Annotated in this window: 12 protein-coding genes; all 12 read right to left on the minus strand. The window is 69.5% G+C overall.

Annotation, left to right across the window (positions count from 1 at the left end):
* Positions 1–732: FAD-binding protein (locus tag E1295_RS26580; protein WP_246080374.1), on the minus strand; the 732-nt coding region annotated here is incomplete at its 3' end.
* Positions 733–804: 72 nt separating this feature from the next.
* Positions 805–2,259 (minus strand): L-arabinose isomerase, encoded by a 1,455-nt coding sequence (gene araA, locus E1295_RS26585; RefSeq protein ID WP_132633803.1) that lies wholly within the window; start codon positions 2,257–2,259, stop codon positions 805–807.
* Positions 2,256–2,975: an L-ribulose-5-phosphate 4-epimerase gene (locus E1295_RS26590; protein WP_246080376.1), complete on the minus strand. Its 720-nt coding sequence runs from the start codon at positions 2,973–2,975 to the stop codon at positions 2,256–2,258. The genes araA and E1295_RS26590 overlap by 4 nt, the downstream gene beginning before the upstream one ends.
* Complete coding sequence (gene araB / locus E1295_RS26595) at positions 2,972–4,603, minus strand: ribulokinase (protein ID WP_220448902.1); 1,632 nt, start codon at positions 4,601–4,603, stop codon at positions 2,972–2,974. Before araB ends, E1295_RS26590 begins: the two co-directional genes overlap by 4 nt.
* A 56-nt stretch (positions 4,604–4,659) precedes the next feature.
* The gene (locus E1295_RS26600; RefSeq protein ID WP_425465369.1) at positions 4,660–5,673 is read right to left on the minus strand and encodes a LacI family DNA-binding transcriptional regulator; all 1,014 of its coding nucleotides are present in this window, start codon (positions 5,671–5,673) and stop codon (positions 4,660–4,662) included.
* 35 nt (positions 5,674–5,708) lie between these two features.
* A complete protein-coding gene (gene mmsB / locus E1295_RS26605) occupies positions 5,709–6,971 on the minus strand; it encodes a multiple monosaccharide ABC transporter permease (protein ID WP_220448900.1) in 1,263 nt (420 codons plus the stop codon).
* Positions 6,972–6,976: 5 nt separating this feature from the next.
* Positions 6,977–8,506: a multiple monosaccharide ABC transporter ATP-binding protein gene (gene mmsA / locus E1295_RS26610; RefSeq protein ID WP_132633807.1), complete on the minus strand. Its 1,530-nt coding sequence runs from the start codon at positions 8,504–8,506 to the stop codon at positions 6,977–6,979.
* A gap of 60 nt (positions 8,507–8,566) precedes the next feature.
* The gene (gene chvE, locus E1295_RS26615) at positions 8,567–9,685 is read right to left on the minus strand and encodes a multiple monosaccharide ABC transporter substrate-binding protein (protein WP_132633809.1); all 1,119 of its coding nucleotides are present in this window, start codon (positions 9,683–9,685) and stop codon (positions 8,567–8,569) included.
* 194 nt (positions 9,686–9,879) lie between these two features.
* Positions 9,880–10,920 carry a galactofuranose ABC transporter, permease protein YjfF gene (gene yjfF / locus E1295_RS26620; RefSeq protein WP_246080378.1) on the minus strand — a complete coding sequence of 347 codons (1,041 nt, stop codon included), beginning with the start codon at positions 10,918–10,920 and terminating at the stop codon, positions 9,880–9,882.
* The gene (locus E1295_RS26625) at positions 10,917–11,957 is read right to left on the minus strand and encodes an ABC transporter permease (protein WP_132633811.1); all 1,041 of its coding nucleotides are present in this window, start codon (positions 11,955–11,957) and stop codon (positions 10,917–10,919) included. Before E1295_RS26625 ends, yjfF begins: the two co-directional genes overlap by 4 nt.
* Complete coding sequence (locus E1295_RS26630; protein WP_132633813.1) at positions 11,954–13,465, minus strand: sugar ABC transporter ATP-binding protein; 1,512 nt, start codon at positions 13,463–13,465, stop codon at positions 11,954–11,956. Before E1295_RS26630 ends, E1295_RS26625 begins: the two co-directional genes overlap by 4 nt.
* A 54-nt stretch (positions 13,466–13,519) precedes the next feature.
* Complete coding sequence (locus tag E1295_RS26635) at positions 13,520–14,521, minus strand: ABC transporter substrate-binding protein (protein WP_220448901.1); 1,002 nt, start codon at positions 14,519–14,521, stop codon at positions 13,520–13,522.
* Between the last annotated feature and the right edge of the window lie 96 nt (positions 14,522–14,617).

The raw sequence follows: 14,617 nt of genomic DNA on the forward strand, positions 1-14,617 counted from the left end.
GCCGTCGGCGGGGCGGGTGGCGTACCAGTCGGGGCTGGTCAGCTCGTCGGCGCGCTTCAGCCAGACGCGGGTGTCACGCCAGTCGGTGAAGAGGCTGACGCTGTAGCCGCTCGACATGATCGCGTCGAAGTCGCCGAGCGCGTCCGCGGGCAGCCCTTCGCGTACGTACTGGCGCAGCTCGAAGGCGGGCACCAGGTCGAGCGTGAGCGACGTGACGACGCCGAGCGCGCCCAACGCGACCACCGCGCCGGGGAAGTCGGCGTCGCCGCGGGAGAGCGTCAGCAGGGAGCCGTCGGCGGTGACGAGGTCGAGCGAGGACACGGCGGCGGCCAGGCAGGCGATGCCCTCCCCCGAGCCGTGGGTTCCGGTCGCGACCGAGCCCGCGACCGAGATGTGGGGCAGCGAGGCCATGTTCGCCAGCGCGAACCCCGCTTCGTGCAGCACGGGCGCGAGCCGCGCGTACGTCATGCGCGCCGGCACCCTGACGGTGGCCGCCGCACTGTCGATCTCCACGGCGTCGGGCATGCGGTCCAGGACCACGAGGTCGCCGGTGGCGTCGGCGACCGTGTTGAACGAATGAGCGCTGCCCAGCGCCCGCACGTGGGCGCCGGCGGCGACGAGCCGCTGAAGCTGGTCGAGGGAGGTGGGATGGTGCACGTTTCGAGCGCGGAAGGCGGTGTTGCCCGCCCAGTTGGTCAGCGTCACGGCCTTCACCTTGCCACAGTCGTTCATGGTCGATCCCGCCGGGGCGGCGGGGAGCGCGAGCGTTGCGCGCCCGCGCCCCGAGCCCCTGGTGTGCGGCGATCAGAACCCCTGGGCCAGGCGGTAGTACGCCTGGTTCCAGCGCAGTTCCTTGGCGAACCGCTCGGTCGTCGTCCCCGCGTCGATGACCACGAGTTCGACGCCGAGCATGTCGGACAGGTCGGTCAGCTCGTCGCGGCCGACGGCCGTGGACAGCACCGTGTGGTGGGGCGCGCCCGCGGTGAGCCACGATTCCGTGGACGTGCGCAGGTCGGGGCGGGGACGCCACACCGCGCGGGCCACGGGCAGCCGGGGCAGCGGCTGCGGCGGGGCCACGACGTCGATCTCGTTGGCGACCAGCCGGAACCGCTCGCCCATGTCGGCCAGCCCGACCACGATGCCGGGGCCGGGCTCGGCGTCGAAGACGAGCCTGACCGGGTCCTGCCTGCCGCCGATGCTGAGCGGGTGGATCTCGCACGACGGGGTGCCGGCGGCGATCGACGGGCAGACCTCCAGCATGTGCGCGCCCAGGATCAGTTCCTCGCCGGGCGTCAGATGGTAGGTGTAGTCCTCCATGAACGAGGTGCCGCCGGGCGTCATGGCCTTGAGGGTGCGCAGCAGCACCGACGTCTTCCAGTCGCCCTCGCCGCCGAAACCGTAGCCGTCGGCCATGAGCCGCTGCACGGCCAGGCCCGGCAGCTGGCGCAGGCCGCCGAGGTCCTCGAAGTTCGTGGTGAACGCCTTGAAGCCGCCGGCCTCCAGGAAACCGCGCAGGCCCAGCTCGATCCTCGCCGCGTACCGCAGCGACTCGTGACGCTCGCCGAGCAGCTCGGGAGCGACGGCGTACTGGTCGGCGTACTCCTTGACCAGCGCCGTCACGTCGGCGTCGGCGGCGGCGTCCACGGCCTCGACCAGGTCGTTGACGCCGTAGGTGTTGACGGAGACGCCGAAGCGCAGCTGCGCCTCCACCTTGTCGCCCTCGGTGACGGCCACGTCGCGCATGTTGTCGCCGAAGCGCGCCAGCTTCAGCGTGCGCACCTCGGCCAGGCCGCGGGCGGCGCGTACCCAGGTGAGGATGCGCCCGGCCACGGACGGGTCGCTGACGTGCCCGGCCACGGTCTTACGCGCGACGCCGAGGCGGGTCTGCACGTGGCCGAACTCCCGGTCGCCGTGCGCGGCCTGGTTGAGGTTCATGAAGTCCATGTCGATGGAGCTCCACGGCAGCTCGACGTTGGCCTGCGTGTGCAGGTGCAGCAGCGGCTTGCGCAGCGCGTCGAGCCCGGCGATCCACATCTTGGCCGGCGAGAACGTGTGCATCCACGCGATCACGCCCCCGCACGAGTCGTCGGCGTTGGCGTCGAGCATGACGCGCCGGATCTCCGCCGCGTCGGTGAGCACCGGCTTCCACTCCACCGGCATGGGCAGCTGCTCGGCGATCCGCCGCGACTGCTCGGCCACCTGGCGCAGCGTGTCCTCACCGTAAAGTCCCTGGCTGCCGGTCAGAAACCAGATGTTCAACGCGGGCTCCTCTGTCCGTAGACGTTCTGGTAGCGGTCGTAGAGGCGGTCGATGTCGTCCTGCGGGATGGGCAGCGGCTCGCCGAGCTGCCTGGCCACGTGCACGGTACGGGCCACGTCCTCGCACATCACGGCCGCCTTCACCGCGGCCCTGGGGTCCTTGCCGATGCTGAACACCCCGTGGTTCTGCATGAGCACGGCCTTCGACCGGTGGCCCTTGAGCGTCTCCACGATGCCCCGGCCGATCGAGTCGTCGCCGATCAGGGCGAACGGGCCCAACGGGATCTCCCCGCCGAACTCGTCGGCCATGGCGGTCAGCACGCACGGGATGGCCTCGCCGCGGGCCGCCCACGCCGAGGCGTACGTGGAGTGGGTGTGCACGACACCGCCCACGTCGGGCATGTTGCGGTAGACGTACGCGTGCGCGGCGGTGTCGCTGGACGGCGCGTGCTCGCCCTCGACGAGATCGCCGTCGAGGTCGCACACGACCATGTTGCCGGCGTTCAGCTCGTCGTAGGAGACGCCGGACGGCTTGATGACGAACAGGTCCTCCCCCGGGATCCGCCCGGAGACGTTCCCGGCGGTCCAGGCGACCAGGCCGTACCGGACGAGCTCGGCGTGCAGTCCGGCGACCGTGGTACGGATGGCCTCACGCCGTCCGGCGGCTCGGTCGCCCGAAGCTCCGGCTTCCCCCAGCTCGAGTCCCTCCAGGCTCATGAGTGGGCCTCGTTCCTGATGGCGCGCAGGGTGTGCAGCATGTGTCCGTCTCCGAAGAAGTCGTGGAGTCTGCGGTATTCGGCGTAGAGCCGGTCGTAGGCGTCGGCGCGGGCCTGGTCGGGCACGTACGCGGCCTCCTTGCGCCGGCCCATGGCCGCGGCCGCCTCCTCGATGGAGGGGTAGGCGCCGGCGGCGACGGCGGCGTGGATGGCGGAGCCGAGCGCGGGCCCCTGGTCGGAGCCGATGGCCGACAGGGGGCGGCGCAGCACGTCGGCGTAGACCTGCATGAGGAAGGGGTTCTTCAGCAGGCCGCCGGCGACGACGAACTCCTCGACCGGCACGCCGGACTGCTCGAACGTCTCCACGATCATGCGGGCGCCGTACGCGGTGGACTCGATGAGGGCGCGGTAGACGTCCTCCGGCCTGGTGGCCAGCGTCTGGCCGACGATCACCCCGGAGAGGTTGTGGTCCACGAGCACCGAACGGTTGCCGCCGAACCAGTCGAGCGCGACCAGCCCGTGCTGCCCCACGGCCTGCTTCTCGGCCAGCGAGGTGAGCTGCTCGTGCCCGTCCGCGCCCAGGGAGTCGACGAAGGAGTCGACGAACCAGGCGAAGATGTCGCCGACCGCGGACTGCCCGGCCTCGTACCCCCACAGGCCGGGCACGATGCCGTCCTGGACGACACCGCACATGCCGGGCACCTCGGCGAGCTGGTCGCTGGGCATGATGTGGCAGGTCGAGGTGCCCATGATGGCCACCATCTGCCCGGGCCGCACGGCGTCGGCGGCGGCCGCGGTGACGTGGGCGTCCACGTTGCCGACGGCCACGGCGGCGCCCTCGGGCAGCCCGGTCCATCCGGCGGCCCGCGCGGTCAGCCGGCCGGCCAGGCCCCCGAGCGGGGCCAGCGTGACGCCGCCGACCTGGTCGCCGACCTGCCCGGTGGCGAGTTTGGCGGCGAACCCGGCGAAGCCGGGGTTGAGCTCGGCGAGGAACTCCTCCGACGGGTAACGCCCGTCCTGGAAGACGCCCTTGTAGCCGGCGGTGCAGACGTTGCGGCTCTCGACGCCGGTGAGCTGCCAGATGATCCAGTCGGCGGCCTCGATCCAGCGCTCGGCCCTGGCGTACACGTCGGGGGCCTCTTCGAGCACCTGCAGGGCCTTGGCGAACTCCCACTCGGAGGAGATCTTGCCGCCGTAGCGCGGCAGCCAGCTCTCGCCCCGGCGCGCGGCGAGGTCGTTGATCCGGTCGGCGTGCGGCTGTGCGGCGTGGTGTTTCCAGAGTTTGGGCCAGGCGTGCGGCTCGGCCGGCGTCTCGGTGCACAGGGGCGTGCCGTCGGCGGTGGTGGGCAGCACGGTGCAGGCGGTGAAGTCGGTGCCGATGCCGATCACCTGCTCGGGCGCGACGCCCGCGGCGGCGACCGCCTCGGGGACGGCGGTCCTGAGCACGTCGATCCAGTCCTGCGGCGACTGCAGGGCCCAGTCGGGGCCGAGCCGTACGCCGGAGCCGGGCAGTTCGGTCTCGATGACGCGGTGGGTGTACTCGTGGACGGCGCTGCCCAGCTCGGCGCCGTCGTGCACGCGGACGACGACGGCACGCCCTGAGAGGGTGCCGAAGTCCACTCCGACCACGTAGCTGTTAGCGTTCACATGGGACTCCAGGGGTTATCCGGGGGCATCCCCATCATCTACCGAGTTGGGGCGGTGCTCGACCTCACGACGAAGATGGGGCGTACGACCAGGCGCTCGTGCGCGGTGGGACCGGTGTCGATCTGCCGCAGCAGCACCTCGATGCAGTGCCGGCCCACCACGTCGAAGTCCTGCCTGACCGTGGTGAGCGGCGGCGAGAAGAACTCCGACTCGGGGATGTCGTCGAAGCCCACCACGCTGATCTGGTCGGGGACGCGCACTCCCTCCTCGCTGAGGGCGCGCAGCACGCCGAGCGCCATCTGGTCGTTGGCCGCGAAGACGGCCGTGACGCCGTCCATCCGGGCCAGGCTCTTGCCCGCCTCGTAGCCGGCGCGCGGGCTCCAGTCGCCGGCCAGCGGCTCGGGCACGTCCCGGCCGGCCTCCTCCAGCGCGGCACGCCAGCCGCGTTCGCGGCCCTCGGACTCCAGCCAGTCGGGCGGGCCGCTGACGTGCCACACGGTCTCGTGTCCCAGCTGCAGCAGGTGCCGCGTGGCCAGCCTGGCGCCCTCGACCTGGTCGATGCACACCACCGCGACGTCCGCGTCGTGCGTGCCCTCGACCGCCACCGCCGGCATGCCGGACGGCAGGTTCTCCAGGGCTCGCGCGGCCGAGCGCTGCGGGGCCACCACCACCACGCCGTCGACACCCTGCTCGGCGAGGTAGTCGATGGCGTCGCGCACGCCGGCCGCGTCGATCGACTTCAGGCTGACGATGCTGACGAAGTAGCCGGCGCTCCTGGCCGCCTGCTCGATGCCGTACATCGTGCTGGCCGGGCCGTACAGCGTGGTGTCGAAGCTCACCACGCCGAGCGTCCTCGACCGTCTGGTGACCAGGGCGCGGGCGACCAGGTTGCGCCGGTAGCCCAGCCGGATGATCGCCTCCTCCACCCGGGCGCGGGTGTCGGCCCGGACGTTCGGGTGGTCGTTGAGCACCCGGGAGACCGTCTGGTGCGACACGCCCGCTTCTTTGGCCACGTCGGCCATGACGGGCAGGCGGCGCTTGGGGGTCGTCACGGTCTCTCCTTTCACTCGGCCGGACAGGGTCGCGGCTAGCGCGCGGCGCCCGCCCTGCGCTTGGTCCACACGTCGAAGGCCACCGCGGCGAGCAGGACGGCGCCCTTGACGAGCATGACCCGCTCGCTCGGCGAGCCGATCAGGGACATGCCGTTGTTGATGACGGCCATGATGAGGCCGCCGGTGATCGCGCCGACGATCTTACCGACGCCTCCCTGGACGGCCGCCCCGCCGATGAAGGCCGCCGCGATGGCGTCCAGCTCGAAGGCGTTGCCTGCGGTGGGACCCGCCTGGTTGAGCCGGCCGGCGAAGATGATCCCGGCGACGGCCGACAGCACGCCCATGTTCACGAAGATCCAGAAAACCACCGACTTGACGCGCACGCCGGACATGACGGCTGCCTGGAGGTTGCCGCCGATGGCGTAGATCTGCCGGCCGAACACCGTCTTGTTGGCCATCAGCGAGTACGCCAGCACGAGCACGGCCAGCAGCACCAGCACCCACGGCAGGTTGTTGAACCGGGCCAGCTGCACGACGAGGAAGAGGATCAGCGCAGCGCCGGCCGCCATCTTCAGCACGAACACCGGCATCGGGTCGACCACCTGCCCGTACCCCTGGCGGGCGGCGCGGGAGCGCCACTGGGCGGCGACCATGCCGGCGACGGCGACGATGGCGACCAGCAGGCTGAACAGGTCGGCGCCACCGAGCAGCGGGCCGAGGCCGATGTTGCCGAGATAGCCGCTGGTGAAGCCGTTGGCGAGGGTGCGGACCTGGTCGGGGAACGGGCCGATGCCCTGGTTGCCGAGCACGGTCAGGGTCAGCGCCCGGAACAGCAGCATGCCGGCCAGCGTCACGATGAACGCCGGAAGGCCGAAATAGGCGATCCAGTAGCCCTGCCAGGCCCCGATGAGGGCACCCGCCAGCAGGGTGATCAGCAGGGCCAGCGGCCAGGGCACGCTCATGTTGACCATGAGCACCGCGGCCAGCCCGCCCGTGACCGCGACCACCGAGCCGACGGACAGGTCGATGTGCCCGGCGATGATGACGAGGATCATGCCGATGGCGAGGATCAGCACGTAGGAGTTCTGGACGATGATGTTCGAGATGTTCTGCGGCGTGAGCAGGGCGCCGTCGGTCAGCACCGAGAACAGCGCCACGATCAGCGCGAAGGCGATGTAGATGCCGCTCGACCGCAGGTTCAGCGACAGTCCGCCGAGCGACACCCGGCCCGGCCGCCGGGGCGGCTCTCCGTCGCCCTTGGCGCCGACCTCCAGGTCGGCGGGCGTGATGCTGCTCATGTGAGCTACTCCTGTCCCTTGGTCATGAGGTGCATGAGGCGTTCCTGCGTGGCGTCCCGGCGCGGCACCTCGCCCGTGACACGCCCCTCGGAGAGGGTGTAGATGCGGTCGCACAGGCCCAGCAGCTCAGGCAGCTCCGAGGAGATCACGAGCACGGCCTTGCCCTGGTCGGCCAGGCGGTTGATGATCGTGTAGATCTCGTACTTGGCGCCGACGTCGATGCCGCGGGTGGGCTCGTCGAGGATGAGCACGTCGGGCTCGGTGAGGATCCACTTCGACAGCACGACCTTCTGCTGGTTTCCGCCGCTCAGCTGGCCGACGACGCTCGACACGCTGGGCGCCTTGATGTTCATGCTCTTGTGGAACTCCTCGGCGACGCGATATTCCCGCATCTCGTCGACCCAGCCGCGCTTCGACATCCCGCGCAGCCCGGCGGCGCTGATGTTGCGCTTGACGTCCTCGATCAGGTTGAGCCCGTACCTCTTGCGGTCCTCGGTGGCGTAGGCGATGCCGTGCCCGATGGCGTCCTGGACGTTGCGGACCTCGATCGGCTCGCCGTCCTTGAAGATCTTGCCGGTGATGTGCACGCCGTACGTCCGTCCGAAGACGCTCATCGCGAGCTCCGTGCGGCCGGCGCCCATCAGCCCGGCCAGGCCGACGATCTCGCCGCGGCGCAGCGAGAGCGCGGCGCCGTCGACCACCTTCCTGTCGGGCTGGTTGGGGCTGTACACCGTCCAGTCCTCGATGCGCAGCACTTCGTCGCCGATCGACGGCTCGTGCGGCGGGAAGCGGTTGTCGAGCGCGCGGCCGACCATGCCGGAGATGATGCGGTCCTCCGTGACCTGGTCGGCGTGCATGTCCAGGGTCTCGATCGTGCGGCCGTCACGGATGATCGTGACGGAGTCGGCGATCGCGGTCACCTCGTTGAGCTTGTGGGAGATGATCAGGCAGGTGATGCCCTCGTCGCGCAGGCCGCGCAGCAGGTCGAGGAGGTGCGCGGAGTCGTCGTCGTTGAGCGCGGCGGTGGGCTCGTCGAGGATGAGCAGTCTCACCTCCTTCGCCAGCGCCTTGGCGATCTCGACGAGCTGCTGCTTGCCCACGCCGATGTCGGCGATCGCCGTCGTCGGGTTCTCCCGCAGCCCGACCCGCTTCATCAACGTGGCGGCCTCGTAGTTGGTACGGTTCCAGTCGATCAGGCCGCGCCTGGCCCGCTCGTTGCCGAGGAAGATGTTCTCGGCGATCGACAGTTGCGGGCTGAGCGCCAGCTCCTGGTGGATGATGACGATGCCGGCGCGCTCGCTGTCGCGGATGCCGCCGAACTCGCACCGCCGTCCCTCGAAGGTGATCTCGCCCTCGTAGGAGCCGTGCGGATAGACGCCCGACAGCACCTTCATCAGCGTCGACTTGCCGGCGCCGTTCTCGCCGCAGATGGCGTGGATCTCGCCCCGCCGTACGGACAGGTTGACGTCCTGCAGCGCCTTGACGCCGGGGAACGTCTTCGTGATCCCGCTCATCCGCAAGATTTGCTCGGTCATGATTCCTCGCTCGCAGCCGGGAGGCCCCGGGGACCCGGCCGGTCCCCGGGGCGCCGGACCCTACTTGAGCTGGTCCTCGGTGTAGTAGTCACTGCCGACGATGACGTCCTTGTAGTTGCTCTTGTCCACGATCACCGGTTCGAGCAGGTACGAGGGCACGACCTTGTTGCCGTTGTCGTAGTCCTCGGTGTTGTTCACCTCGGGCTTGCCGCCCTTGAGCACGGCGTCGGCCATCTTCACGGTCTGCGCGGCGAGCTCGCGGGTGTCCTTGAAGATGGTGGAGTACTGCTCGTCGGCGATGATCGACTTGACCGAGGCGAGCTCGGCGTCCTGGCCGGTCACGATCGGGTACGCCTGGTCGCCGCGGCCGTAGCCGGAGCTCTTGAGCGCCGACAGGATGCCGATCGACAGGCCGTCGTACGGCGAGAGCACGCCGTCGACCTTGGTGCCGCCGGTGTAGGTCTTGGTGAGGATGTCCTCCATGCGCTTCTGCGCGGTGGCCGGGTCCCAGCGCAGGATCGCGGCGGTCTTGAAGTCGGTCTGGCCGCTCTTGACGACGAGCGTGCCGTCGTCGATCTTCGGCTGCAGCACGGACATGGCGCCGTTCCAGAAGAACGTGGCGTTGTTGTCGTCGGGCGAGCCGCCGAACAGCTCGACGTTGAACGGGCCCTTCTCGCCGTCCTCGACGCCGAGGCCCTTGAGCAGCGAGGTCGCCTGCTGCACGCCGACCTTGTAGTTGTCGAACGTGGCGTAGTAGTCGACGTTGGGGCTGTTGCGGATCAGCCGGTCATAGGCGATGACCGGGATCTTGTTGTCGGCGGCCTGCTGGAGCTGGCTGGTGAGCGCGGTGCCGTCGATCGAGGCGACGATCAGGAGTTTGGCGCCCTTGGTGATCTGGTTCTCGATCTGGTTGGCCTGCGTGGGGATGTCGTTCTCCGCGTACTGCAGGTCGACCTTGTAGCCGAGCTTCTCGAGCTGCTCCTTGACGTTGTCGCCGTCGTGGATCCAGCGCTCCGACGACTTGGTGGGCATCGTGACGCCGATGAGGGCACCGGCGTTACCGGCCGCGGCGGAGGCGGAAGCCTCGGCGTCGACGGTCTTCACGCTGGACCCGCAGGCGGTCATGGTCACGGTGAGCGCGATGGCGGACACCACGCCCCCGATTCGGGCCAACCTCATGTCATCTCCTCGCGAAGGGGGTCGCGGCAGCGCTGGACGCGGCGGCTGCCGATGAAACGGTGATGCTGATCACGGAACGTGATGAGGACGGTCTGACTCGCGGTCACCACCGCCCGATTGTTATCGTTAACAAACACAATGTCAACGGTTCCTCATAACCTGCCGGTAACGTTCCCGGACGGCTTCCTCGCAGGTCAGCGGCGCGAACGGGCCGAGAAGACCCGCTGCAGGAGGATGAAGACGAACAACAGCAGGCCGATGAAGATCTTCGTCCACCAGGACGACAGCGTGCCCTGGAAGCTGATGATCGTCTGGATCAGCCCGAGCACGAGCACGCCGAGCACGGTGCCGAACAGGAAGCCGCTGCCGCCCGTCAGCAGCGTGCCGCCGATGACCACCGCCGCGATCGCGTCCAGCTCCATGCCGACCGCGTGCAGACCGTAGCCGGAGAGCATGTAGAACGACAGCAGCACCCCGCCGAGCGCCGAGCAGAAGCCGCTGATCGTGTAGACCGCGATCTTCGTCCGGCCGACGGGCAGGCCCATCAGCATCGCCGACTGCTCGTTGCCGCCGGTCGCGTAGACCGAGCGGCCCAGCCGCGTGTAGTGCAGCACGTACGCCGCCACGAGCACCACCACCACGGCGATCACCACGCTGGGCGAGATCCACAGGTCGGCGAACAGGTCGATCCTCGTCTGGGCGAACGCCGTGAACGTGGCGTCCTCGATCGGGATCGAGTCGGTCCCGATCGTGTAGCACAGCCCCCGGGCCAGGAACATGCCCGCCAGCGTCACGATGAACGGCTGGATGTCGAAGGCGTGCACGATGTACCCCATCACCAGCCCCAGCCCCGACCCGATCGCCAGCACCAGCGGGATCACCACGTACGGAGGCCACCCCGGCCCCGCCATCAGACCGGCCGCGACCATGGTCGACAACGCCACCACCGACCCCACCGACAGGTCGATGCCCCCGGTGAGGATCACGAACGTCATCCCCACCGCCACGACCAGCAGGAACGCGTTGTCGATGAAGACGTTGAGCACCACCTGCCCGTGGGCGAACCCCTCATAGCGGATCCCGCCCACCACGAACATGGCCACGAGCAGGCAGCCGGTCACCAGCACCGGCAGGTATTTCACGGGCAGGGCCGCGCGGCCCAGTGTCATCGTGCTCATGCTCATCGCCTCACTCCGTACGGCGGGCTCGGTCGCCGTGGGCCGCCGCCCGCTCATGACCGCACTCCGTCCGGCGGCACTTCCTCGCGCACCCGCACCTTCTCCTCGGCCACGGCGCCCGGCGGCGCGCCTCGGCCCCGCCGGCGGAACACCTTGGCGCGGAAGGACGGCGACTGGATGAGGCAGACCGCCGTCACGACCAGCGCCTTGAACAACAACGTCGTCTCCGGCGGCACGCCGATCGAGTAGACGGTGGTGGTCAGCGTCTGGATGATGAGCGCGCCCATCACGGTTCCGGCCAGCGAGAAACGGCCGCCGGCCAGCGACGTGCCGCCGATCACGACGGCCAGGATGGCGTCCAGCTCGATCCACAATCCGGCGTTGTTGCCGTCGGCGCTGGAGACGTTCGAGCTGATCATCAGTCCGGCCACGCCCGCGCAGAGCGCCGCGAACGCGTAGACCATGATGATGATCCCGCGCGACCTGATGCCGGCCAGCCTGCTGGCCTCGGCGTTGCCGCCGACCGACTCGATGAGCATGCCCAGCGCCAGCCGCCGGGTCATGAACGCGGTGATCACCAGCACGGCCAGCACGATCAGCACGCCGAACGGCACGGTCAGCCAGTAGCCGCCGCCGATCATCTTGTACGCCTCGCTGTTGACGGTGATGATCTGCCCGCCGGTGATGAGCTGGGCCAGGCCGCGCCCGGCCACCATGAGGATGAGCGTGGCGATGATCGGCTGGATGCCGACGCCCGCGACGAGGAACCCGTTCCACGCCCCCAGCAGCAGGCAGAGCCCGAGCGCCGGCGCCACCGCCGCGAACACGCCGGCGTCCTCGCTGATCCGCAGGCACGCCAGGGCGCCGGCGATCGCCACCACCGAGCCGACCGACAGGTCGATGCCGCCGGTGGCGATGACGAGCGTCATGCCGAGTGCGACCAGGATGAGCGGGGCGCCGAACCGCAGGATGTCGATCAGGCTGCCGTACAGGTGGCCGTCCCTGACCTGGATCGCGAGGAAGCTCGGGGTGAAGAGGACGTTGAGCGCCAGCAGCAGCACCAGGACCGCCGCCGGCCAGAGCAGCCGTCTCATGAGGCCCGGCCTCCGCTCGCGATCGTCTCCATGAGCACGTCCGTGGTCAGCTCGTCGTCGTTGGGCAGCTCGGCCACCAGCCTGCGGTCGCGCAGCACCTCGACCTTGTGGCTGAGCCGCAGCACCTCCTCCAGCTCCGCCGAGATGAACAGCACCGCCACGCCGCCGTCGGACAACTCCGCCACCAGGCGCTGGATCTCGGTCTTCGCGCCGACGTCGATGCCCCGGGTCGGCTCGTCGAGGATGAGCAGGCGCGGCTCCAGGATGAGCCACCTGGCCAGCACCACCTTCTGCTGGTTGCCGCCGCTGAGGTCGCGTACGAGGTGCTCGGGGTTGGGCGGGCTGATCCGCAGCGCCTTGACGTACCTGCCGACCAGCTCGTCCTGCACGTCCCTCGGCACCGGGCGGGTCCAGCCCCGGGTGGCCTGGAGGGCCAGGATGATGTTCTCCCGGACGGTGAGGTCGGGGATGAGCCCGTCCTCCTTGCGGTTCTCCGAGCAGAACGCGATCTTGTGGTTCATGGCCGCGCGCGGCGTGCGCAACGACGCCGGCGCCCCGCCGACCGCGACCTCACCGGTGCTCGCGTGGTCCGCGCCGAACAACAACCGCGCGATCTCCGTACGGCCGGAGCCGAGCAGGCCGGCCAGGCCCACGACCTCGCCCTCGTGGACGGTGAGCGAGAACGGCTCGATGGCGCCCGCCCTGCCGAGCTCGCGCGCCTCGACCAGCGGGCGGTCGAAGACCCGGGCCGAGCCGTGCAGGCGTTCGAGCGCGTCCAGTTCCTGGCCGATCATCTTGGCGACGAGCTGGACCTGGCTGAGCTCGCTGGTCGGGTACTCGCCGACGAGCCGGCCGTTGCGCAGGATCGTCATCCGGTCCGAGATCTCGTAGATCTGGTCGAGGAAGTGGGAGACGAAGAGGATGGCGATACCCTCCTCCTTGAGCCGCCTCATCACCATGAACAGCTGCTCGACCTCGCCCGCGTCCAGGCTGGAGGTGGGCTCGTCGAGGATCAGCACCCGCGCGTCGACGTCGAGCGCCCGCGCGATCGCCACCATCTGCTGGATCGCCGGCGAGTACGACGACAGCGGCGCCGCCACGTCCAGGCTCAGCTCCAGCCGCGACAGCAGTTCGGCGGCCCTGGCCCGCATGCGCCTCCAGTCGATGCGGCCCAGGCGGCGCGGTTCCCTGCCGATGAGGATGTTCTCGGCGACCGAGAGGTTCGTGCAGAGGTTGACCTCCTGGTAGACCGTGCTGATGCCGGCCTGGCGCGCCTCCAGGGGGCTGCCGAACGCCACGGCGGCGCCGTCGAGTTCGATGGTGCCCGTGTCGGCGGGGTGCACGCCGGTGAGCACCTTGATCAGGGTGGACTTGCCCGCGCCGTTCTCTCCCATGAGCGCGTGCACCTCTCCGGGTGACAACCGCAGGTCCACGCCGTCCAGGGCTTTGACGCCCGGAAATTGTTTGCCGATCCCGCTCATCGTCAGGACCGGCGCGGGTACGGCCATACGCCTTCCCTCTTCACAGATGGGCCGGGGCCGAGGGCGGCCCCGGCCGGGTGGTCAGTACTGGCGGGTGGACAGGACTTCCTTGGCCTGTTCCTGGGTGAACGTCGTCTCCTCGGTGACCACGCGGGCGGGCACCTGCTCGCCCTTGACGACCTTCTTGGCCAGGTCCATCAGCTGCGGGCCGAGCAGCGGGGAACACTCGACGATGTAGTTGATCTTCCCGTCGGCGAGCGCCTGCATGCCGTCCTTGACGGCGTCCACCGTGATGATCTTGATGTCCTCGCCGGGAACCTTGCCCGCGCCCTCGATCGCCTCGATCGCGCCGAGGCCCATGTCGTCGTTGTGTGCGTAGAGCACGTCGATGTCCGGGTTCGACTTCAGGAAGGCCTCCATGACCTCCTTGCCCTTGGCCCTGGTGAAGTCACCGGTCTGCGAGGCGATGACCTTGAACTTCGGTTCGGCCGCGATGACCTGCGCGAAGCCCTCCTTGCGGTCGTTCGCGGGCGCCGAACCGGTCGTGCCCTGCAACTCGACGATGTTCACCGTGTCGGTGGCGTCCTTGTACTCCTCCACCAGCCACTGGCCGGCCTTCTTGCCCTCCTCGATGAAGTCCGAGCCGAGGAAGGACTTGTAGAGGCTCGTGTCCTTCGAGTCCACCGCGCGGTCGGTCAGGATGACCGGGATCTTCGCGTTCTGGGCCTCCTTGAGCACCGTGTCCCAACCCGACTCCACCACCGGGGAGAAGGCGATGACGTCCACCCTCTGCTGGATGAAGGAGCGGATGGCCTTGATCTGGTTCTCCTGCTTCTGCTGGGCGTCGGAGAACTTGAGCGTGATGCCCGCCTTCGCGGCGGACTCCTGGACGGACTTCGTGTTGGCGGTGCGCCATCCGCTCTCCGCCCCGACCTGGGAGAAGCCCATGGTGATCGCGTCGTCTCCGCCGCCGGAGCCGCCGCCGTCACTGCCACTGACACCGCCGCCGCCACCGCTGCCGCACGCCGCCACCGCCATCGCGGTGAGCCCGGCGAGCACCAGCGCCGAGATCCTCTTCAACACGTGGGAGTCCCTTCCTATGTGAGCGCTAACATGCCGGTACGGCCGCCAGCGCCTCCTACTTTCCCGCCGGCCACCTTCTCCTGCCTGAACACGCCG

Source organism: Nonomuraea mesophila (genome assembly GCF_004352805.1).
Classification (GTDB): domain Bacteria; phylum Actinomycetota; class Actinomycetes; order Streptosporangiales; family Streptosporangiaceae; genus Nonomuraea; species Nonomuraea longispora.

Bases quoted from the DNA above. Each gene is read 5' to 3' on its own strand.
- chvE (WP_132633809.1), bottom strand. From the start codon at position 9,685: ATGAGGTTGGCCCGAATCGGGGGCGTGGTGTCCGCCATCGCGCTCACC.
- E1295_RS26625 (WP_132633811.1), bottom strand. From the start codon at position 11,957: ATGAGACGGCTGCTCTGGCCGGCGGCGGTCCTGGTGCTGCTGCTGGCG.
- E1295_RS26590 (WP_246080376.1), bottom strand. From the start codon at position 2,975: ATGAGCCTGGAGGGACTCGAGCTGGGGGAAGCCGGAGCTTCGGGCGAC.
- yjfF (WP_246080378.1), bottom strand. From the start codon at position 10,920: ATGAGCGGGCGGCGGCCCACGGCGACCGAGCCCGCCGTACGGAGTGAG.
- E1295_RS26630 (WP_132633813.1), bottom strand. From the start codon at position 13,465: ATGGCCGTACCCGCGCCGGTCCTGACGATGAGCGGGATCGGCAAACAA.
- mmsA (WP_132633807.1), bottom strand. From the start codon at position 8,506: ATGACCGAGCAAATCTTGCGGATGAGCGGGATCACGAAGACGTTCCCC.
- mmsB (WP_220448900.1), bottom strand. From the start codon at position 6,971: ATGAGCAGCATCACGCCCGCCGACCTGGAGGTCGGCGCCAAGGGCGAC.